At 47.6% G+C, this 22,521-nt stretch carries 17 protein-coding genes; 7 read left to right on the forward strand and 10 right to left on the reverse strand.

Going from position 1 to position 22,521, the window contains the following annotated elements:
• Positions 1–2: 2 nt before the first annotated feature.
• Positions 3–419 (forward strand): DUF4296 domain-containing protein, encoded by a 417-nt coding sequence (locus tag BT112_RS14640; protein ID WP_072318135.1) that lies wholly within the window; start codon positions 3–5, stop codon positions 417–419.
• Positions 420–469: 50 nt separating this feature from the next.
• Here BT112_RS14640 and BT112_RS14645 read toward each other — a convergent pair whose 3' ends face one another.
• Positions 470–940, reverse strand: a complete 471-nt coding sequence (locus BT112_RS14645) for a copper resistance protein NlpE (protein WP_072318136.1) — start codon at positions 938–940, stop codon at positions 470–472.
• 89 nt (positions 941–1,029) lie between these two features.
• Positions 1,030–2,583 (reverse strand): L-piperidine-6-carboxylate dehydrogenase, encoded by a 1,554-nt coding sequence (gene amaB, locus BT112_RS14650; protein ID WP_072318137.1) that lies wholly within the window; start codon positions 2,581–2,583, stop codon positions 1,030–1,032.
• 494 nt (positions 2,584–3,077) lie between these two features.
• Between amaB and BT112_RS14655 the strand changes: the two genes are divergently transcribed.
• On the forward strand, positions 3,078–3,296 hold the full coding sequence (locus BT112_RS14655; protein WP_072318138.1) for a hypothetical protein: 219 nt from the start codon (positions 3,078–3,080) through the stop codon (positions 3,294–3,296).
• Here the strand turns inward: BT112_RS14655 and BT112_RS14660 are convergent, their stop codons facing one another.
• A complete protein-coding gene (locus BT112_RS14660) occupies positions 3,297–3,830 on the reverse strand; it encodes a 3-hydroxyanthranilate 3,4-dioxygenase (RefSeq protein ID WP_072318139.1) in 534 nt (177 codons plus the stop codon).
• A gap of 361 nt (positions 3,831–4,191) precedes the next feature.
• Here BT112_RS14660 and BT112_RS14670 point away from each other — a divergent pair, with 361 nt between their 5' ends.
• The 3 genes from BT112_RS14670 to ade all read left to right on the forward strand — a co-directional run bounded on the left by BT112_RS14670 (position 4,192) and on the right by ade (position 12,635).
• Positions 4,192–5,265 (forward strand): isoaspartyl peptidase/L-asparaginase family protein, encoded by a 1,074-nt coding sequence (locus tag BT112_RS14670; RefSeq protein ID WP_072318141.1) that lies wholly within the window; start codon positions 4,192–4,194, stop codon positions 5,263–5,265.
• 126 nt (positions 5,266–5,391) lie between these two features.
• Entirely contained in the window at positions 5,392–10,938 is a 5,547-nt protein-coding gene (locus BT112_RS14675; RefSeq protein ID WP_072318142.1) for an alpha-2-macroglobulin family protein, read from the forward strand.
• A 65-nt stretch (positions 10,939–11,003) separates the two neighbouring features.
• Positions 11,004–12,635: an adenine deaminase gene (gene ade / locus BT112_RS14680; RefSeq protein WP_072318143.1), complete on the forward strand. Its 1,632-nt coding sequence runs from the start codon at positions 11,004–11,006 to the stop codon at positions 12,633–12,635.
• Here the strand turns inward: ade and BT112_RS14685 are convergent.
• On the reverse strand, positions 12,625–13,647 hold the full coding sequence (locus tag BT112_RS14685; protein WP_072318144.1) for an NAD-dependent epimerase/dehydratase family protein: 1,023 nt from the start codon (positions 13,645–13,647) through the stop codon (positions 12,625–12,627). The two genes, ade and BT112_RS14685, sit on opposite strands and share 11 nt — an antisense overlap.
• Before the next feature lie 127 nt (positions 13,648–13,774).
• Here BT112_RS14685 and tyrS point away from each other — a divergent pair, with 127 nt between their 5' ends.
• Positions 13,775–15,076, forward strand: coding sequence for a tyrosine--tRNA ligase (tyrS, locus tag BT112_RS14690; protein ID WP_072318145.1), 1,302 nt, complete (start codon positions 13,775–13,777; stop codon positions 15,074–15,076).
• Positions 15,077–15,160: 84 nt separating this feature from the next.
• Here tyrS and BT112_RS14695 read toward each other — a convergent pair whose 3' ends face one another.
• The 6 genes from BT112_RS14695 to BT112_RS14720 all read right to left on the reverse strand — a co-directional run bounded on the left by BT112_RS14695 (position 15,161) and on the right by BT112_RS14720 (position 22,131).
• Positions 15,161–16,138, reverse strand: a complete 978-nt coding sequence (locus BT112_RS14695) for a LuxE/PaaK family acyltransferase (protein WP_072318146.1) — start codon at positions 16,136–16,138, stop codon at positions 15,161–15,163.
• Between the two features lie 50 nt (positions 16,139–16,188).
• Complete coding sequence (locus BT112_RS14700) at positions 16,189–17,181, reverse strand: hypothetical protein (protein WP_072318147.1); 993 nt, start codon at positions 17,179–17,181, stop codon at positions 16,189–16,191.
• Between the two features lie 51 nt (positions 17,182–17,232).
• On the reverse strand, positions 17,233–18,954 hold the full coding sequence (locus BT112_RS14705; protein WP_072318148.1) for a DUF6909 family protein: 1,722 nt from the start codon (positions 18,952–18,954) through the stop codon (positions 17,233–17,235).
• A gap of 75 nt (positions 18,955–19,029) precedes the next feature.
• Positions 19,030–19,680 (reverse strand): hypothetical protein, encoded by a 651-nt coding sequence (locus tag BT112_RS14710; protein WP_072318149.1) that lies wholly within the window; start codon positions 19,678–19,680, stop codon positions 19,030–19,032.
• A gap of 6 nt (positions 19,681–19,686) precedes the next feature.
• Positions 19,687–21,183 carry a GH3 auxin-responsive promoter family protein gene (locus BT112_RS14715; protein ID WP_072318150.1) on the reverse strand — a complete coding sequence of 499 codons (1,497 nt, stop codon included), beginning with the start codon at positions 21,181–21,183 and terminating at the stop codon, positions 19,687–19,689.
• A gap of 66 nt (positions 21,184–21,249) precedes the next feature.
• Entirely contained in the window at positions 21,250–22,131 is an 882-nt protein-coding gene (locus BT112_RS14720) for a M23 family metallopeptidase (RefSeq protein ID WP_072318151.1), read from the reverse strand.
• Between the two features lie 110 nt (positions 22,132–22,241).
• Between BT112_RS14720 and BT112_RS14725 the strand changes: the two genes are divergently transcribed.
• Positions 22,242–22,439: a twin-arginine translocase TatA/TatE family subunit gene (locus BT112_RS14725; protein WP_072318152.1), complete on the forward strand. Its 198-nt coding sequence runs from the start codon at positions 22,242–22,244 to the stop codon at positions 22,437–22,439.
• Positions 22,440–22,521: the final 82 nt, after the last annotated feature.

Raw genomic sequence — 22,521 nt, forward strand, 5'->3', positions numbered from 1 at the left:
CCATGAAGAAAAGAGCTTTTTTGATCCTGTTGCTGGTTCTGGAATTTGCTGCGTGCAAAAAACAATCCGTGGAAAAACCGGAAAACCTCATCCCCGAAAAAAAGATGACCGACATCCTGTTTGATGTAGCCCTTGTCAATGCGGCCCGGGGTGTAGGGATGGATGTCCTGAAAGAACACCATATCGTTCCGGATACCTATATCTACCAAAAACACCAGATAGACAGCCTGCAATTTGCGGAGAGCAATACGTACTACGCTGCCAACCCTTCGGAATATGCCGCCATGTATAAAGACGTCGAAAAGCGTCTGAAGGATATGAAAGAGGCACAGGACAAAGCCCGGGAAGAGGAGCGCAAAACCGGAGAAACTTCCGGTGCCGCCAAAACCAAAACGGATAACGAAGAAGAAAAAGAATAAAAAAAGAGACCGCTTTTCAGGCCGTCTCTTTATACGGTATTGCTACCTCCCTATTTTTTCCGAAGGATATACATATCTGCCAGGTCGCCTTCGATATCATTGCCTTCCTGGTCGAGCATGCGTATAAAGCCCTCCCCGACAAAATACAGTCTCGGGTTTCCTGCTTCGGGCGTAAAAGTCAGCGTACTTTCGTCGATATTCCAGGTTCCATGGTCCTTAAATGTGGTTTCCTTGGCCCTTCCGAGATATTCGCTGTTCTCCTCAAGTGTACCGTCTTCATGGATGGTTACGGTGAATTTGATCCCTTCGCAGTCCGCACAGGGAATGACTCCTTCATAAACCCCTTCGAAATCGAGTGAAGTCTCTGCATTGTGCATGTCCGGAACTTCGGGGGACTCCTCTTCGACGATGACCTCTTCCTGTTCTACCGTTTCCGAAGTGTTTTTTTGCTTTTCTTTACAGGACACCGGGAGTGCCAGCACTCCCAGCATGACCATGGCACTTAAAAGTACTTTTTTCATGTCTTGATGGTTTTTAGTATGTATGGTTTTGGTACATGATAAACTTACTTTGCGGAATTTTCCGGACACCGGGGCGGCTTGCCGGTTTTTTACAGATCGAATTTGATACCTTGCGCCAGTGGGAGTTCGGTTGTATAATTGATGGTGTTGGTTTGTCTGCGCATATAGACTTTCCAGGCATCCGAGCCCGATTCTCTGCCTCCGCCGGTTTCTTTCTCTCCTCCGAAAGCACCTCCTATTTCCGCTCCGCTTGTTCCTATATTTACGTTGGCAATACCACAATCGGATCCCGCTACGGATAAAAATCGCTCTGCCTCTCTCAGGCTATTGGTCATTATTGCCGAAGAAAGCCCTTGTTTCACCCCGTTTTGCAGGTTAATGGCATTGTCCAGGTCTCCGCTGTAACGGAGCAGGTACAGTACCGGCGCAAAGGTCTCTTCCTGTACGATTTCGTAATGGTTTTCAGCTTCTGCGATCGCAGGCTTTACATAGCATCCGCTCTCATATCCTTCCCCGGAAATTACACCGCCTTCTACCAGGATCTTACCACCTTCTTCTTCCACTTTGTCAAGGGCATGAAGGTACCGGGCTACGGCATCCTTATCGATAAGCGGTCCTACGTGGTTCTTCTCATCCAGCGGATTTCCTATACGCAATTGTTTGTATGCGGCTACTAAAGCATCCTTCACTTTGTCGTAAACCTCATCGTGTATAATGAGACGGCGGGTAGATGTACACCGTTGTCCGCAGGTCCCGACAGCCCCGAAAACAGCTCCGATCACCGTATTTTTGATATCGGCATCCGGGGTAACGATAATGGCGTTGTTCCCTCCGAGTTCCAGAAGTGACTTTCCGAGACGTGCCGCTACGGCCTGGGCCACGATCTTCCCCATACGGATAGATCCCGTAGCGGACACCAACGGAATACGGTCGTCATGGGTCATCATCTCCCCTACGGTATAATCGCCGGTAATAAGGCAGGATATCCCTTCGGGCAATCCGTTTTCGGCAAATACCCTCGCTGCAATATTCTGGCAGGCTACCGAAGTAAGCGGTGTTTTTTCCGAGCCTTTCCAGATACAGGCATCGCCGCATACCCAGGCCAGGGCAGTATTCCAGCTCCATACGGCTACGGGAAAATTAAAGGCCGAAATAATCCCCACAACCCCGAGCGGATGATATTGTTCGTACATCCGGTGACCGGGACGTTCGGAATGCATGGTAAGACCGTGCAATTGGCGCGATAACCCTACGGCAAAATCGCAGATGTCTATCATTTCCTGAACTTCACCAAGACCCTCCTGGTACGATTTTCCCATTTCGTAAGATACCAGTTTCCCCAGCGGCTCTTTAAGCCGGCGCAGCTCATCATTGAATTGCCGAACGATCTCGCCACGTTGCGGCGCAGGCATGGTCCGCCATACGGCAAATCCTTCGGTAGCCGCCGTAATTACTTTTTCATAATCTTCCCGGGTAGTGGTACTCACTTTTCCGATAAGGGCACCATCCACAGGCGAACAGGATGCAATAAGCTCCCCGCTCCCGAAAAAGTGCTTTCCCGTTGATGTTCCGTTATTCACATCTGCAAGCCCCAGCGCCCTGAGACTTTTATCTATTCCGAAATCAGTAGCAATTAATGACATTTATAACTTTTTTTGCTTGGTTTGTTAAATATTCACGAAGTTACAAATTATTATTTTCTTTCCTACCACTAAAACCCTTTGCCGGAGGTTAGCTCGTCATTGGTTCATTTGATAAGCCTGCAATAAAAGATAACGGACCTGGCGGTATAATTTAGTGATCGGTTATTGCGTTAATCAGCTATTGGGTTATTAGGATATGATTTCTTCTATAACCCAATAACGAACTCCCGAACTCCACCCTAAGTCAAGCCGGGGATCCTTTACAACCGCCTCTCCCTTCACACTACCCACTACAAACTAATGAACGAAGTAACTCCATAACGTATTAGCTACCCCACTACGAACTAACTGCTAATATCGTTCTTCCCAAAACAATAATCACAGCTTTCCCGGGTTAAATAATACAGGAAGCTGTTATAACTTCTTTACACATATTAAATTTATGTGTTATTTTTTCTTAATTTTATGAATATAGCAACATAAAAACTCAGATTATGAAAAAAACAATCGGAATAATTCTGATCCTGGCCGGACTGGTTGCAGGATATGTAGGTATAAACACCCTGGGGGATAGCGAAAGCGGTATCGAAATCGGCGACCTTGAGCTTAAAGCAGAGGATTCCTCATCCAAAAACATGGGATATGCCTATCTCGGCGGAGGTGTGATATGCCTTATCGCCGGAGTGGTTCTCGTGAGCCGTAAAGGCAACTGATCAACCTGTAAATCTCGGATCCGTATCCATGACCGTACCACATTTTTCACAGGTACGTAGTGTTTCCGAGTTATAAAAGTTCTTAAAGTGTGGCAGGAAATCCTTTTCGATATCGTGTAGTTCGAAATATACTTCGTGCAGTTTATGGTTACAGTTTTCACAGTACCATAACAACCCGTCCGTAAAATTTTTCCCTGCCCGCTTTCTTTCGATAACAAGCCCTATTGATCCTTCTCCGCGGACCGGGCTATGTGGCACTTTCGCAGGATTCAGGTAAATATCGCCTGCACCCAGTTCCATTTCTTTTCGCTGTCCGTCTTCCTGGACAATCACTTTTATCTGACCTTCGATCTGGTAGAAAAACTCTTCGGTCTCATTGTAATGATAATCTTTCCGCGCATTTGGCCCCGCAACAACCATAACGATATAATCGCCCGAATCTACGTAGAGATTCTTATTCCCTACCGGAGGTTTGAGGAGTTCCCGGTGTTCTTCTATCCATTGTAACAGGTTAAACGGCTTTTTTATACTCATGGGTGCATGTATTGATCTGTCTTACGGCCCTTCGGCAATCCTTCGCAATGCCTGTTTGACCCGTTCTTTACAAGCCTTAAATTTAAGCATTTCCGCAGGACCTGAAGAATTTCTTCTTTTTTATTTTCCTCCGGATGAAAAATACCCGATTCCCGGGATTTTTCTTCGGATACAGCCATCGTATTTTTGATCGGGATTTTGTTTTTCCGCAGTCCGGTTTTTCCGGAGTGACAGGATTAGTTAGCTGAAATTTTCGGAAATCTGTCTGCAAAATGCGGGCAGGTTCTCCGGAAAGCCTTTTATTTTTAACAGGAGCCGGGTATTTTTATTAAATTTAGTTTCTCAAACTAACGATTCATACATGAGAAGAGAACGCATTGTTCCTGTACTGGTTTACACCCTGATATTGCTGGGTATTACGGCTTGTCAGGAAACACCCGAAAAGAAACAGGACCCGGAACATACTCCCGTTGACAGGCAGAAAAAATTTGCCATTGTTATCCATGGCGGGGCCGGAACGATAGTACGAAAGAACATGACTCCCGAACGGGAAGCCGCCTACAGGGAAGTGCTTGAAAAAGCGATCCGTACGGGTTATGATATTCTGAAAAACGGGGGCTCAGGCCTCGATGCCGTTCAGAAAACCGTAAATGTTATGGAAGACTCCCCGCTGTTCAATGCCGGAAAGGGCGCGGTATTCACCCATGAGGGCAAAAATGAGCTGGATGCTTCGATCATGGATGGTAAAACACGTAATGCCGGTGCCGTAGCCGGCGTAACCACTATAAAAAACCCGGTTGACCTGGCCAGGGCGGTGATGGAAAAATCGGAGCACGTTATGCTCGCACGGGAAGGTGCCGCAGCCTTTGCCGAAACACAGGGTATTGAGACTGTAGACCCTTCATATTTCTATACCGAACCGCGTATGAAAGCACTTGAACGGATCAAAGACCAGGAAAAAACAGCGCTTGACCACGACCAGAAAACAGCCTTTTACGATCCTTATATACAGGATGCCAAATTCGGGACCGTAGGATGTGTGGCCCTGGACAAAAACGGAAACCTTGCCGCGGCAACCTCTACGGGAGGTATGACCAATAAACGTTGGGGCCGCATAGGAGACTCTCCCGTTATCGGTGCCGGGACCTATGCCAATAACAACACCTGTGCCGTCTCCTCTACGGGATGGGGAGAATTTTTTATACGGGGCCTTGTCGCTTACGATATTTCGGCCATGATGGAATATAAAGGAATGACGCTCTGTGATGCCGCACGCGAAGTCATACATAAAAAGCTTCCCGATCTCGGAGGAAACGGAGGTATTATAGCCGTGGACCATAACGGAAACATGGTCATGGAATTCAACACCGCCGGAATGTACAGGGCGAGTATGGATGCCAAGGGAGCACTTTACATCGGTATTTACGATAATTAACACCATCGTATACCACAATATCACAGGGACACGAAAAGAGACACGCTGTAAAACCCCGTTGCGGTCTGCTCTTTAAGTTTATAAAACCACGCCGTCAAAGGCAAACCAATGTAATAACAGACTATCATGCGATTAAAAACATTACTCGTATCCGCTATGGCTATACTCTCCCTGTTTTCCTGTAAAGACAAGGACAACGACCGGGACGATATCCGGGAACAGCTATCGAACCTGTACAAGTACCGGGAGTATATCTCGGATGTTTCCCAGGGTATTATATCCACCCGTTCGAGCATAAAAGTCATGCTTGGCGCACCGGTGGCAGGATGGGAAGCCGACAAGGAACTCCCGGACGACCTCCTCCGGGTATCCCCGAAAACCAAGGGTAAGGTCGTGGCCCTGAACAACCAGACCATCGCTTTTATCCCCGAAGCTCCGCTCCGGCAAGATACGGAATACCGGTTTTCCCTGAAGCTGGAAAGGCTTGTAAACGATTTACCCGAAGAATTACGGGACTTTCGTTTTAAAGTAAGAACCATCAAACAACAGTTTAATATCACCACCGAAAGTATACAGTCCTACGACCGGAACTGGCAGTATCTCGAAGGCACTCTTCGCAGCAGCGACCAGTTGTCCGGCGACATAGCCCAGAAACTGGTGAGCGCCACACAAAACGACGACAACCTGTCTGTAAAATTCTACAATACTTCCGAAACCAATACGATGTTCCGGTTTAAAGTAGACAGTATAAAACGTACGGAAGAAGACTCCAGGGTCTTGTTGCAGTGGAACGGAAAGGACTTTGATATCGATACGGAGGGAAAAGGAGAAGTCCTCATCCCGGGGAAAAACAACTTTACCGTCCTTGAGGTTAACATCGCCGGAACGGATAAACCCTATGTAGAGATCAATTTTTCGGATCCGCTGAAAAAAAACCAGAATTTCACAGGACTGGTCAGTATTCAGGACGGCGGGACACTTAAGTTTTCGGCAGAAGGAAACGTACTTAAAGTCTATCCGCAGAACGAGCTGAAAGGCGTAAAATCGCTCGAAATATTCCAGGGCATACAGAATGTGGACAACTACAAGCTGAAAACCGTGTTCAGGGAACAGATTGCTTTCGAGCAGTTAAAGCCCGAAGTACGACTTCTGCAGAGCGGAAACATCCTGCCTTCCTCCAACAATCTCAAGATAAATTTCGAAGCGGTAAACCTCAATGCCGTTGACGTATCGGTAATCAAAATATTCCGGAACAACATTCTTCAGTTCCTGCAATATATGAATCTCGATGGCAGCGGGGACCTGCGTACCGTAGCCCGCCCTATCGCCCAAAAAACCATACCCCTGCAAAGCAATCTGTCTTCCGCAGACGGGAAATGGCATGCCTATGCACTGGATCTCCGCGAATTGATCACGCCCGACCCCGGTGCTATCTATCGTGTGGAATTCCGCTACAAACCCTCGTACAGTACTTATAAATGCGACCAGACCAACTTCCCCGAAGAAGAAGCCGAAGCAACCACGGATTACGACCGGGAAAAGGAGTCGAGCTACTGGGATAATGTGGAGAACTACTACTATGATGACTATTATTACGATTATACCTACGACTGGAGAGAAAGGGACAATCCCTGCCATACTTCATATTACCGGAACAAGGATGTATCGGTAAACGTCCTTGCTTCCGATCTGGGCGTAACTGTTAAAAAAGGCGACAACGAATCGTATTTTGTAAGCGTTACCAACCTCGTTTCTGCAAAACCGGAAGGAGATACCAGGGTAACCTTCTACAATTTCCAGCAACAGGAAGTAGCTACGGTAGTCACGGACAAAGACGGGTTTGCCATGTATGACGCCTCTCTTCCCGCCTATTTTGCCATTGCCGAAAAAGGAAAACAGAAAACGTATGTAAAACTGTACGACGGCAATGTCCTTTCGGTCAGTAAATTTGATGTTTCCGGGGTAAAACTGCAAAAAGGCATCAAGGGATATCTCTACGGCGAACGCGGTGTATGGCGTCCGGGCGACACCCTGTTCCTGACTTTTATGCTCAATGACAACGCCAATAAACTTCCTGCAGGGCATCCGGTAAAATTCGAGTTACGTGATCCGTACGGGAAAATGACCCGTAAGGAAGTGCGAAACAGCAGTACGAACAATTTTTATGCTTTTACCATTCCTACCGAACAGGATGCTCCTACCGGCAACTGGCAGGCACAGGTATCGGTCGGGGGTGCTGTTTTCAGCAAGAATATCCGTATAGAAACTATAAAACCCAATCGTTTAAAGATCAAAGCGGATTTTAAAGAAGATATTCTTTCGGGAATTTCACCCATCAGCGGCACGCTTCAGGTAGCCTGGCTCCACGGTGCTGTTGCCGGAAATCTGAAAGCGGATATACAGGCCAGGTTTCAACCGCAAAATACGAGTTTCAGGCAATTTCCGGGATATATTTTCAACGATCCTTCAAGAGCTTTCGGATCGGAAGAGCAAACGGTTTTTGACGGTAAGGTCGATGCTGAGGGAAAAGCTTCCTTTACGCTGAAACCACAACTGGAGAAACAGGCTCCCGGTATGTTAAAGGCTTCTTTCGTTACCAAGGTCTATGAAACCGGGGGAGACTTCAGTACGGATGTATTTACAAAAACCTATTCGCCCTACGGCACCTATATTGGTCTCAATACCCCGAAAGGAGACCAGACCAGGGGGATGCTCCTTACGGATACCAGGCACCGCTTTGAAGTGGTCTCGGTAGACGAAAAGGGTAATCCGAAAGCGGTAAAAGGCCTCAAAGTAAACATTTATAAAGTCAACTGGCGCTGGTGGTGGGATACCTCCGAGGATAACCTGTCTTCGTACCGCGGAAGCAGCCAACGCGAAAACGTGTTCTCAACGACGCTGAATACCGGGGCAAACGGCAAAGCAGATTTTGAGTTCGAATTGAAATATCCGGAATGGGGACGCTACCTTGTTCATGTGGAAGATCCGGAAGGAGGCCATGCTACAGGACAGACCGTGTATATCGACTGGCCGGGATGGGCGGGAAAATCGATGAAAAACGACCCTTCCTCGGCAACAATGCTCGTATTCTCCACGGATAAAAAAGAATATAAAGTCGGTGAAAAGGCTGTTGTAACCTTTCCGGGAAGTGCCGGAGGGCGTGCTCTTGTAACCGTAGAAAACGGCACGGAGGTCCTCTACTCCCGCTGGGTGGAAGCCCAGGACGGGGAAACACGTTTCGAATTGCCGGTTACGGCCTTGTACACTCCCAATGTGTATATCCATATTTCCCTGTTACAGCCTCATGCCTCTACGGCCAATGACCTTCCCCTGCGTCTGTACGGGGTCGTGCCTATCCAGGTGGAAGATCCGGCGACACGACTCCAACCCCAGGTAAACATGCCCGATGTATTACGGCCGGAAGAGACCGTAACCGTTAAAGTCCGGGAAAAACAGGGCAAACCCATGACCTATACGATCGCAGTTGTCGATGACGGTCTGCTTGATCTTACGCGGTTTAAAACCCCGGATGCCTGGGAATCCTTCTTCGCACGCGAAGCACTGGGTGTGAAAACCTGGGATGTTTACGATGATGTCATCGGGGCTTTCGGAGGGCGTATAGACCAGGTATTCAGTATCGGGGGTGATGAAGAGCTTGCCGGCGCCAAAAACAAAAAAGCCAACAGGTTTAAACCCATGGTGGTTTACCTCGGCCCTTTCACACTTCCAAAAGGACAAACGCGGTCGCACGAAATCCGTATTCCGAAATATATAGGCTCAGTGCGGACCATGGTTGTTGCCGGAGATCCGGAAACCGGTGCATACGGCAGCACGGAAAAAACCACTCCCGTACGTAAACCGTTGATGGTCCTGGCGTCTTTACCGAGAAAAATAACTCCCGGAGAAAGGGTTACACTTCCGGTAACGGTCTTTGCTATGGAGGATAAAGTGAAAAACGTCACGGTACAGGTAAAAGACCACAAGGCTTTCCGGGTTATTAGCGAGTCTTCACAAACCGTTTCTTTTGACAGGCCGGACGAAAAAATGGCTTATTTCGAATTAGAGATCGCCGATGTCGAAGGTATCGGTAAGGTCGATATTACGGCGTCCGGGAACGGGGAGAAAGCTTCTTACGGTGTAGAGATCGATGTGGTGAACCCTAACCCCGTAACCACTTCCGTACACGACATCATCCTGGAGCCGGGCAGTTCCGAAGCATTGTCCTTCGAGACCTTCGGCATTGCCGGAAGCAATACGGCAAGCCTCGAGTTTTCTACCCTGCCCCCGATGAATTTCAGCGGTCGTATGCAATACCTCATCCAATATCCCCACGGATGTGTGGAACAGGTCACTTCTGCGGTATTCCCGCAACTGTATCTCGCTGATATTTTTGATCTTACTGCCGCTAAAAAACAGGAGACCCAGAAAAATGTGGAGGCTGCCCTGAAACGCCTGGGAGGCTACCAGTTACCCAACGGTGGTTTTGCGTACTGGAGCGGGCAGAATTATGCAAATGACTGGGGATCTTCCTATGCCGGGCATTTCCTGCTCGAAGCGGAGAAAAAAGGGTATGTGCTGCCCATAGGCTTTAAAAACAGCTGGATCAACTACCAGAAACAGGCTGCCAAACAATGGCGGCAGTCCGACCGCAGTTCCGATCTCGCCCAGGCCTACAGGCTCTATACCCTGGCATTGGCAGAGAATGCAGATGTCTCTTCTATGAACAGGCTCAGGGAAACACCGAACATATCCAACGAAGCCAAACACCGGCTCGCCGCAGCCTATGCGCTGATCGGGCAGAAAAACGTGGCCCGGGAAGTGTTCGGGAATGCCAATATCGATATCCGGCCGGTAAAATACGATTATTACACCTACGGCTCTACGGAACGGAACCGTGCACTGGCCCTCGAAACCCTCATCCTGCTCGATGAAAAATCCCGGGCACAGGACATGGCGGTAACTATTGCCAAAAACCTGGATACCGATAGCTGGATGAGTACACAAAGTACGGCATACAGTCTCCTGGCCATGGCAAAATTTGCTGCGTATATCGGAGGTAAAGGCATCGAAGTCCAATATGAGCTCGACGGAAAAACAGCAACTGTGAGCACATCCCTCACCCTCGCCCAAAGAGAACTGGATATCCGGCAGGGAAATAACACCGTCCGCCTGAAAAACAACAAGGAAAATACCGTTTTCGTACGCGTTCTCCATAGCGGTATCCTCCCCGTAGGACAGGAACTCGCCGAGCAGCAGAACCTCTCCGCCAAAGTAGCTTATAAAGGACGAAACGGAAATGCCATCCAGATCAGCCGCCTGCTACAGGGAACCAATTTTATCGCTGAAGTGAGTATTACCAATCAGAAAGGGGAAAACCTGAAGAATATTGCTCTTTCTCATATATTTCCGAGTGGTTGGGAAATCGTAAATACCCGTTTCACAGATTTCGGAGATGCCCAGGGAACCACAGACCAGGCCACCTATACCGACCTCCGGGACGACAGAGCCAATTTCTATTTTGACCTGGATGCTCATAAAACGAAAACATTCCGGGTACTGATCAATGCCTCTTATCTGGGACGGTATTATCTTCCGGGTATACAATGTGAGGCCATGTACGATAACGATTACAGGGTACGAACCAAAGGACAATGGGTTGAGGTTGTTCAGTAACAACCTCAGTCCGGCCTGTCCGGCAGTTTTTCCTTATATTCCGTGACCAAAACAATGAGAGCAGTATGCAGCCAAAAATTATATCCGGACAATTTGTGGATATCCCGAACAGGAATATATTTCCGGCAGAGGTCCATATCCGGGATCGGAAGATCATTTCGGTAAGCAGAACAACACATGCCCCGGAGGTTTATATCCTCCCGGGCTTTATCGATGCCCACGTACATATCGAATCGTCGATGCTGATCCCTGCAGAATTTGCCCGTATAGCCGTTACACACGGTACGGTAGCCACCGTCTCCGATCCGCATGAGATTGCCAATGTCTGTGGTATGGAAGGAATCCGGTATATGATAGCCAACGGAGAAAAAGTACCGTTTAAATTCTACTTCGGTGCCCCTTCATGTGTTCCTGCTACCCCCTTCGAAACGGCGGGAGCAGAAATCACGGCAAAAGAGATCGACTCCTTACTCTCGCGGGAAGATATCGTCTATCTCGCGGAAATGATGAACTGGCCGGGGGTAGTACACCGCGATCCGGACGTCATGGAAAAAATAGCTGTGGCACAAAAATATCACAAGCCGGTAGACGGCCATGCCCCGGGACTGAAAGGAGAACTTGCCAGGCAGTATATCGCTGCCGGGATTTCTACCGATCATGAATGTTTTACTGCCGGCGAAGCACTGGACAAACTGAAACACGGTATGAAGATCATCATCCGCGAAGGCAGCGCCGCAAGGAATTTCGACGCGCTCATAGACCTTATCGACGGTCATGCCGCACATATCATGTTCTGCTCGGACGACAAGCACCCCGACAATCTCGTGGAAGGACATATAGACCAGCTCGTGGCCCGTGCCGTGGCCCGGGGAAAAGACCTGTTTGACGTGCTTCGTGCCGCCTGTCTGAACCCTATAGATCACTACGGGCTCCGGGTGGGGCACCTGAGGGAAGACGACCCTGCCGATTTTATTGTCGTCAAAGATCTGAAAAGATTTGAAGTCCTCGAAACCTATATCGACGGAGAACGTGTTGCACAGCACGGGAAAGCCATGATCGCCCGGCAGGAACACCACATAATCAACAACTTCACAACTTCCGTAAAAACTCCGGCCGACTTTTTGCTCGAAGCCAAAGGGCAGCGCATTCGCGTTATCGAAGCAAAAGACGGCGAACTCATCACTTCGGAAACGGTAGTACCTGTTAGTGAGAAACAGGGATATGCCGTTGCGGATACCGAAAAAGACATATTGAAGATCGCCGTTGTCAACCGGTACGGGAACGCGGCTCCACAAGTGGCCTTCGTAAAAAATTTCGGGCTGCAGCAAGGGGCTATTGCTTCTTCGGTCGCCCACGATTCTCATAACATCATCGCTGTTGGTACGGACGATGTTTCCCTGGCAAAAGCGGTAAACCTCATCATGGAGAGCAAAGGCGGAGTGTGTGCAGTACACGACGAAGAGCATGCTCTACTTCCACTGCCCGTAGGCGGTATCATGTCTGCAGAAGACGGGTATGAAGTCGCAAAAGCCTATACTGCGGTGGATGCTATGGCTAAAGCGATGGGCGCTACGTTGCAGTCTCCTTTTATGACCCTGAGTTTTATGGCTTTACTGGTGATCCCCGACCTGAAACTAAGTGATAAGGGGTTGTTTGACGGGAGAAAATTCGAATTTACCGGATTGTTTATTTCGTAACGGTAGCGAGAAAAGCTTTTCCTGTTACCGCTATGGTTTCGGCTACCGGGCGGAATTCCACACCCAGTTCTTCTTTTATTTTTGTATTGCTATAGGGGCTTTTCACCGTTGCGGACGCGGCCATCAGCTTACTCAGTTTACGCTTTTTTCCGGTGAGTTTGCTCCGCAGCCAATCGAGTCTCCACAGCCAGGCGAACACCCATTCCGGGGCTTCTTTTTCCGGAACCCCCCTGCCTACGGAAACCGATGCCATGGTAAGAACTTCCTTAAAACTCAGGTTATCCCCCACAAGGATAAACCTTTCATTTTTTACATCACTTTTCATCAGGGCTATCATAGCGGCGACAACATCATTCACAGCTACATAACCGGTAACACCATAGGTATAATACCGGATGCCCCCGTACGCTTCTCTAAAAATCCTCCCGCTCCCCTGCATCCACCCTTTCTTTCCCGGGGGTATTCCGAGTACGATACCGGGATTGACGATAACCACCTCCAGGCCTTCCTGGCTCCCGCGCCATACTTCCATTTCCGCACCGTATTTGGTGATGGCATATACGTTGTTTTCCGACTCCGTATTCCAATGGGTATCCTCGGTAATAAGAGCTCCTTTGATACTGCTTCCGAGGGTAGCTACGGAACTCACATAGCACAGTTTTTCCACGTCGTGGACCAGGCATTGGTTAACCACATTGGCCGTCCCCTCGGAGTTTATTTTTTTAAGCAGATTATAATCGGAAGGATCAAAGGAAATAAGTGCTGCCGCATGATAGACGCGGGTAACGTCCCGGAATGCATCGGAAAGTGCCGGAACCTCCGTAATATCGGCTTCGACCCATTCTATCGCATCAAATCTCACCCGGTCTTCCGTCGAACCGGAAAACATAGATGCCACGGCACTGACATCACTGCCTTTTCTGTAAATAGCACGTATTTTATCTTCGTTACGGGCCAGTGCATACAGCAAATGGGACCCGACAAGTCCTGTACCTCCGGTGACTAAAATCATAGTCCAAAGATATGTATTTTACGGAGACCTGATCCTGCCATGCCCTTATAAAATAGCCTTCAACAGACTCCTCTATGATCTATTTATTGTAAATTTGCGCTTGTTTTACCAAAAAAGTACGAAGACCATGGTCAAAAATTTTGTAGAAGAACTGCGTTGGAGAGGAATGATCCACGATATCATGCCGGGAACGGAAGAACAACTCAGCAAGGAACCGACCTCGGCTTATGTAGGTATAGACCCTACGGCCGACTCCCTGCATATCGGGCACCTTGTGGGGGTGATGATGCTCCGTCATTTCCAGCTTTCAGGCCACAGACCCGTAGTTCTCGTAGGCGGTGCAACCGGGATGATCGGAGACCCTTCTATGAAATCGGAGGAACGCAACCTTCTCGATGAGGAAACGCTGCAACACAATATAGCAGGTATTAAAGTCCAGCTGTCCCGATTGCTCGACTTTAGCTCGGATACCTCCAATGCTGCCGTTCTGGTAAACAATTACGACTGGATGAAAGATTTTTCTTTTATCGGTTTTGCCCGCGATGTCGGCAAGCGTATTACCGTAAATTACATGATGGCCAAAGATTCGGTTAAAAAACGGTTGAGTTCGGATTCGGGCTCTGGAATGTCTTTTACCGAATTTACCTACCAACTGATACAGGGATACGATTTTTACCACCTGTACAAAACTCATAACTGTCTCCTGCAGATGGGAGGTTCGGACCAATGGGGTAACATCACTACGGGTACGGAACTGATCCGGCGGATGAGTGATGACAGTGCCAAGGCTTATGCCCTTACCTGTCCGCTGATCACCAAGGCGGACGGTTCTAAATTCGGAAAGACCGAAGGCGGGAACATCTGGCTTGACCCGGAGAAGACCTCTCCCTACAAATTCTATCAGTTCTGGCTGAATACCTCTGATGAGGATGCCGAAAAATACATCAGGATATTTACATTTCTGGACAGAAAAACCATAGAAGATCTTATTGCGGCACACCAGGAGGCTCCGCACACACGTGTTTTACAGCACAGGCTGGCCGAAGAGATCACAACCTTTGTGCACGGTAAAGAAGAGCTGGAAAAAGCGATTAAAGCCTCTCAAATCCTTTTCGGAAAAAGCTCGTCAGATGACCTGAAAGCGCTGGACGAAAAAACTTTTCTCGATGTCTTTGACGGAGTGCCCCAGTCCGAAATAACTGCCGGACTGATCCATGAAGGCCTGGATATCATAGCGGCACTGAGTGAAAAATCGGGCTTCCTGAAATCCAACGGTGAGGCGAGACGTGCGCTCAAAGAGAATTCGATCTCCGTGAACAAGGAAAAAGTAAACGAGGGATATATGGTAACTGCCTCGGACCTTATTAACGACAAATTTGTTTTACTGCAACGCGGAAAGAAAAACTATTTCGTACTGGTGAAGGCCTGATCCTGAAAACCGGAATATTACCATACAGAGAACGGGGACTTCGAAAGTTCCCGTTTTTTATTGGTCTGTGCGGAACAAAATGCCTTACATCACCATGAGGTTGCATCCGCGTATATCGGAATGGTCGAACCTTCCAAGAACTTCGAAACTCCCATCGGGGTGTGTCTTGCCAAGGTCCTGGGTCGCAATAAAGGAACAAGAATGTATGTTGGCCAGGTCGATCACATTGATCCCCCCGGTTTTTCCGGTAGGCTGGAGCGAAAGGGCATCTTCCGGATCACGGATGATGATTTTCATCCAGGGCGGACAGTGGAAATTTCCGTTTCCGGGAGAATAGGCCTGTGACAGCAGCTCTGTCATTCCATATTCGCTGTGTATTTCGGAAACTCCGAACCCTTTTTCCAGTAGCTGGTGCAATTCTTCGCGGATAAGTTCTTTTCTGCGCCCTTTCATCCCCCCTGTTTCCATGACAATGGTATTTTCGAGCTGAAACCGGTGGGTCTCTACCAGGTCCAGTAGGGCAAATGAAACCCCGATAAGGAGTATCTTTTTTCCTTTCTGATCGAGAGTCTCCAGGGTATGCCCCAAAGATTCCAGGTCGTCCAGGTAAAAGCCGCTGTACGGGTCGGCAGATCTTCTGATAAGGTCGTCTACCATATAGATCAGGGAAGACCCCTGCCGCTCCAGATAGGAAGGCAACAGGGCAAGGACCACATAATCGCTGATATTACCGTAGAAGCGCTGAAAAGCGTCTGAAAAACTGCGCTCGTATATCGTTCTGTCTGCGACATAATGTTTACTGGTACTCATACCGGTGGTACCACTACTGGTAAAGAGTTCTTCCGGAGGAGCCCCGGATGTGGTTATTTTGTGGCTTTTAAAAAAAGATATCGGTAAAAAAGGAATCTCTTCTACGGTACCCACCTTTGCGGGAGTTCGCCCCAGAAGATCGCAAAATTCACGGTACACCTCATTATTCCGGTATTGATGCCGGAATACTTTCAGTGCAACCGCTGTGAAATCCGAATCATCGGTGATGTCAAAAACAGCATTAGCGTTCATCGTACAACATTCCTTATTTCTTTGCCCGTTTGCCGGAAAATCCCAACGGCTTATTCCTCCGTTGCTATTTCCTTCATCTTTTTAAAGAGGAACATCAACAGGAACAGCCCGGTAAACCCGATAAATACGAGCAGGGGGAATAACCACTTTTTGGAAGAAGCCAGTCCTTTCCTGGGGATGTTGATCTTTACGGAAACATCCTTGATAACTTTATCCCCGTCACTCGCCTTTACGGTGAGTTTATCAATGTCATCAAACAGGTTCTGCTGGGAATTGACCAGGCCTCCCATGGAGCCGATCTGTGGTTCGGACCTGAAGAAAAACATATTATCCTCCGGTTTGAGTCCTTCCGGCTTTGTACTTCCCTGAGCTTTCAGGATTTCATTGATATACTGTACGGCTTCTTTATTGGTTTGTATCCTGGACAATAGGTTTTCACTAAGGCTCAGCCTCACAGTATTGTAATAATCGTTGTTATTCAGAAAATCGAGGATTTTCGTAACGACCTTCAGGGAATTCCTCCGGGTTTTGGTATAAATCGTTATTCTGTGGTATTTATAATTTTTGGCCGTTTCCATCGCACTTACCGTAGACGCATCACCTTTCAGGGCCTTGAAAGCCTCCAGATTTGCCTGCTTTTCTCCGAGAAAGCTGTAAATATCCACTATGGGTTCTATTTCGATTCCGGAAAAATAGCTGACCGAATCTATTCCCATATCCTTAAAAAAACTGATATCTCCGATTTCGCGCTTGGCTTCAATTTCGTTGATACTGGTATAGAGGTAATCGACACTTCCGAAATTGGGAACCACGATCACTTCGTTCTTATAGGTCTTGGAGTTCGAACCATCCATAAAATATCCGGCGGCAAAAGCTGCAAGCAGGAGAATAAGCAATAGTATGGCAAATTTCCTGTAAAACAGAAAAATGCTGTATATCCCCCTGATAATCCACTTGAAGAAATCCCTGATCTTCTGGAGCAGCACCCCAAGGTCTATTTCATCGGAGGTATTATCATGCTTTTGTGTATGCTCATTCATCATGTAATGGTATTGCTTTTTGATAATCTTTTACTATGTATTATGTGGACAGAATTAATTCTGAGCTTTATTCAGGATTTGTTCGAGTATCCTCCGGGTTATCAGGTAGGTGGGTTTAACCCCCGTCGTTCCTAATCCTCCCGAAGCCAGGGTACTTCCGGTTTCCAACGGGTTATCGGAAGCGTAATAGGCATAACGGACCTTAACATCTTCTGCTATGCTCTTCCGGATCCTCGATGCGGATTGTATGGCCTTCTGGTAATGTGCTCCTTCCATTTCGAGACCTACGACGTTCCAGGTAGAATCGTGGAAAAACTTCAGAAGGTCCTTATTCTGTAAAGAGGTACCGAGTACGGTGATCATGGTCCCTTCGAAAACTTTCAGTCCGTGACCTTCGAAATCGGCCTTGCACAATTCGTTCTTAAAGGGATAATTATCTGCCGTTCCTTCAAAAATATGTGCGGAAGGAATCATCAGGTCTCCTTTTCCTCCTTCGAGTATCCCTGCTTTTCCCATGATGGACACGGATACGACATTCAAAAAATGGAGTTTATCTTTTTTCTCTGTTTCCTTTACGGTTTTATTCTTGTCCTTATAGGGTTTTAACAGCTCGTCTATAGTCTCATAAGCCTGTTCCCCGAAGGCGTAGTCCATTACAAAAAGTACGGGTTTTTCTTCGTCCGGGATGGCGGAATCCAGATCGTAATCGGAATGGCTGAAATTTATCTTTGCCGTATCGAATACCTGTACATCGATGTTGGTTCCGGAGGTATCGTCTATAGAGATCATACCGTTTTTGTGGGCGAAGGCCTTTACCTTGTCTCGCATAGTACCGTTTCCGGGCATACTGAGGGCTTCGTAAAGTTCCAGCCGCTCTTTTCCGGAAGCCTCTTTTTTAAGGGCCTCGGAAGCATAAACGGAATTCATGACGCTGTGCATATTGGCGCTGATGATATGTATGGGACGATGCAGCAGCTTGTTCTTCTGCAATGTTTTTTTAATCGTATTGGCCCAGGCCTCTCCGTGAATATGGTGTCCCAGCCGTTCCCGTAGTATAGGGCTGAACGTAATGGTCCGCTTGTCGTTATCCCGCTCCTCCTCTATGGCCAGTTTTCCCATCCAGTAGACGATGTGCAGAAACCTTTCGGGCATCTGCTTCGTGGCAAAAGCCCGGTGTGCATCCAGCGCTTCTTCGAATGTCCTTCCGATAATGTTGGCCACATGGATCAGGGCGATTTCTCTTTCGGCACGTGTGAGTTTCCCTTTTCGAACGGCATTTTCCAGCTTAAACCAGTCCCTGTTGATCTCTCCGGTATCGTCCGCATACACACGCCTGCATATTTTTTGCGATTCTACATACAGAAAGGTAAGGTGAGTAAGGATATCGTAAATATCGGAGCGCCCCCGAGTAATCTCGATACTCATCTGCTCTTCGTCTACCCGGTAACAGTTTCTTCTTCGCTTGGGCGGAATGATGGGTTGAAAATGAGATTTCTTATACCCTTCATCGGAAGTGAGGTTTACATAACGGCATTCTTCTATCCCTACGGGAAGCCTGTCCAGAATGTACATCAGTCCGTTCAGTTCTACCTTGTCTTCTGCGATAGAGCCATATATTTCGGGGCGCAACTGCAATAACGATTGCCGTAATGTTTCCCCGGAAATGCCCATGGGTTTATAGAATCCGCGGTTGAACAAATGTCTCATGGTGATGTACATCCGTTCGATAGCGTTGGTGGATTCCTGGGCCCTTGTTCTTCCTTTGATCTTACTCATATCTAATTTTCCGCACAAAAATACGGGATTTTTATGTTATCTGCATCAGTATTCTCGCAAGGTATGGATCTGTAGTTAGCGCATCGCTTTTTTAAGACCTTTACCGGCAATATAATGACGCTGTCGTAATTTCCGTACAACTTTCCTGGCCAGGTTATTATTTATGGTTTCATATCCGGCATACAGATCGCCGGAGACTGCCGAGGTCGCCATCCACACGTTTTCGCCGGAACCGAGATCTATAAGGTACACATGGAACCTCGCTTCGGGTTCGTAGCTGGTCGATACATTTCCTCTTATACCGCTGACTTCCTGTCGACGTTCCCAGGAAGTTTGCTTGATCACAAGCAGGGCTTCGGCACCGGAAGCATTGATCTTGTCGGTAAAGGTCTCATAGTCGTAATCTTTGTTGATCTCAAAAAGGCTTCCCGCTGCGACTACCTGCGTGGGAACCATGTTCCTGCCGAAGGTTTTTTCCAGTTGTTTCCGGTATTTGGCCTCGTCGAGGTTATTGAAATCCTTCCGAAAGGATTCGTCATAGACATCGGCATCGAGCCCATCAATATCCTCCCTGGAATTTATATGTACCAAGGCCACTTTATCGTAGATTTTCTGAGGCGGCTTTACCTCATAGTCATCGATATGCCCGGAAGCACAGCCGACAGCTAAAAATACGGTAAGCACCGAAAAAATAATGAATCCGAAAAATGTCGTGGTGTGTTTCATAGGTTGCTATAGTTTGTATTTATACAATGCTTCTGCGAGTTTGCGATCGTTGGATAGTCGTTGCACCTTGTTCTGCCCCCCAAGCTTTCCCATATACTTCATGTAGCTGGCAAAACCGTCTTTCCTGATCCGGGTAATCTTCAGGGGTTGCAGTACGTTCCCCGAGATAAGATCGTAATAATAACTGTTCTGCTTTTGCAGGGTTTTATCCAGGGTTTGCACAAAGCCAGGCATATCATCGGGCTCTTCTCCGAATTCTACCAGCCATTCGTGATAAGGAAGCTGTCCTTCTTCCGGATCGGTCTGGGGGGCTACGGTAAACTCATTGATACTTCCCCCGAAGTGCTCGATTCCCTGTTTCATCGCTTCTTCTACTTCTTTTGCTATAACATGCTCCCCGAAAGCTGAAGTAAAGTGTTTTATCCTTCCGGAAACCACTACCCTGTAGGGACTAAGTGTGGTAAATTGTATGGTATCTCCCAAGTTATAGCTCCACAAACCGGCATTGGTAGATATGATCATTACATAATTCACCCCGGTTTCCACTTCTTTTATGGTGAGCCGTACCGGATTTTCCTCAAAGAAATCGTCAGCACGTATAAACTCATAAAAAATTCCGGAATCCAGTTGGAGTAGCATCCCTTTTTCCCGTTGTGAATCCTGGTAGGCGAAGAACCCTTCGCTCGCGGGGAAAAGCTCAATGCTGTCCACCTTTCGGCCGATAAGTTTTTCGAACCTTGCCCGGTAGGGTTCGTAATTGACCCCTCCATAGATAAAAAGCCGGAAATTTTTGAACACATCTCCTACCTTTTTTCCGCTACGGGCCTGTAAGCGCTCGAAGTACATCTGTACCCAGGAAGGGATCCCGCTGATGACCGTCATATCCTCCGGAAGGGTTTCTTCCACGATAGCATCGACCTTGGTTTCCCAATCGTCTATACAATTGGTCTCCCAGCTTGGCATTCGGTTTTTCTGCAGGTATCCGGGCACATAATGGGCTACTATACCGGATAACCTTCCGAGTTTAATCCCGTTTTTTTCCTGAAGCACGGGACTTCCCTGTAAAAATATCATTTTGCCGTCTACAAAAGAAGCATTCCCGGTTTCGCGGATATAGCAGAGTATGGCATTCCTCGCCGCACGGATGTGATGCGGCATAGACTCGGAGGTAATCGGAATATATTTGGCGCCGGAGGTTGTTCCGGAGGTCTTTGCAAAGTACACGGGTTTTCCGGGCCAGAGTACATTTTCTTCTCCTGCAACCACCCGCTCTACATAGGGTTTCAGGGCTTCGTAATCCCTGACGGGAACCCGCTCCGCAAAGTCGCGGGGAGTTCGTATTTCATCGAAGCCATGGTCTTTTCCGAACGTTGTACCGGAAGCAGAAGCGATGAGTTCGCGGAATACCTTGTCCTGGGCTTCTATCGGGTGATCGGCCCATTTCCGGATCTTTGCATAAGTGATCCGGGCAAATATTTTAGCGGCAAAAGCTTTTAAAGACATATTCTGAATTTAATAAATCCCGCATACTTTGCCTTCCGATAGCCGAAGCGGTTCGGGGTTTGTCCCTCAATCGAAATCTACGTAATCTTTCGGATTTACGGGGTAACCATTGCTCCACAATTCGAAATGAAGATGCGGCCCTGTGGAAAGTTCACCGGTATTGCCCATGGTGGCTATAACTTCTCCGGCCTTTACGAGTTCGCCCTGCGATTTGGTCAGGGACCCATTGTGCTTATACACGGATATCAGACCAAAAGAATGTTCTATGATACATACATAACCGGTTTCTACCGTCCACTCGGCAAATATAACAATACCATCGGCAACTGTCTTTACCGGAGTACCCGAAACTCCTGCAATATCTACGGCAAAATGCTTTTCCTCGAGATTATATCCGTTGGATATATTTCCGGAAACCGGCGGAAAAAGCACGAAGTTGGTTTTTGATATCGCACTGCCTACAAGATTGTATTTGTCTTCCATGGCAACTTCTTCGCGCAATGCCAGGTCTTCTTTGCCAGGAGAAAGATCTATCTCCGAAGGGTCCGGCCGTTCTTCTTTGTCCAGGGAATCGGCAGGGGCTTCGGCCTCCATGTCAGCCGGGCTCACTTCCCCGGTAAGGACTCTCTTGACATTATTCAGGTACCTGTCGTTATAATCCAGAACGGAAACCAGAGAATCCGTTTTGTACGTGAGATCTGCCACCTGCCTTTTCAGCGCCGTAGACGAGTATCCCGGAATGTATTCCCGCAACGGTGTAAACGCGATAAGGATGGTTGTAATGGCGATAAGAAACACGGCAAATGACGTACCCACGACAAAAACATTCAGCCTGTTCAGCCGGAAGGACAACCGCTCTTCAAAAGTATCTTCATTGAGGATAACCAACCGATACTTGTGTAAAAGCTTTTTTGCGAGTTTCTTTCTTTTCGGTTTATTATTTGCCATAATTCCTGCAAATATAACGTTCTAAATACAGTGCTATTCTTAAAAATATAATAATTAACGCCTCGATTAAACTTTTCTTATTACCTTTGTTAGAGTAAAATTAATTAAAAATGATGTCATTGAATATTTTTTTAGGAATGATCGGCCCATGGCAGATAGTATTAGTAGTTGTAGTACTTCTGTTGCTTTTCGGAGGTAAAAAAATACCTGAACTGATGCGAGGCCTTGGGAGTGGGATAAAAGAATTTAAGGACGCGTCTAAAGAAGACGAGCATTCTGCAGAAAGCAGCAGCAATACCAAAGAATAGTTTTATTCTGCCAAAGATAACAAAACCTTTATCCCTTGCGGGATAAGGGTTTTTTTTGCTCTATACCAGCCGGTAACTGTGA

Source organism: Sinomicrobium oceani (assembly GCF_900119185.1).
GTDB lineage: Bacteria > Bacteroidota > Bacteroidia > Flavobacteriales > Flavobacteriaceae > Sinomicrobium > Sinomicrobium oceani.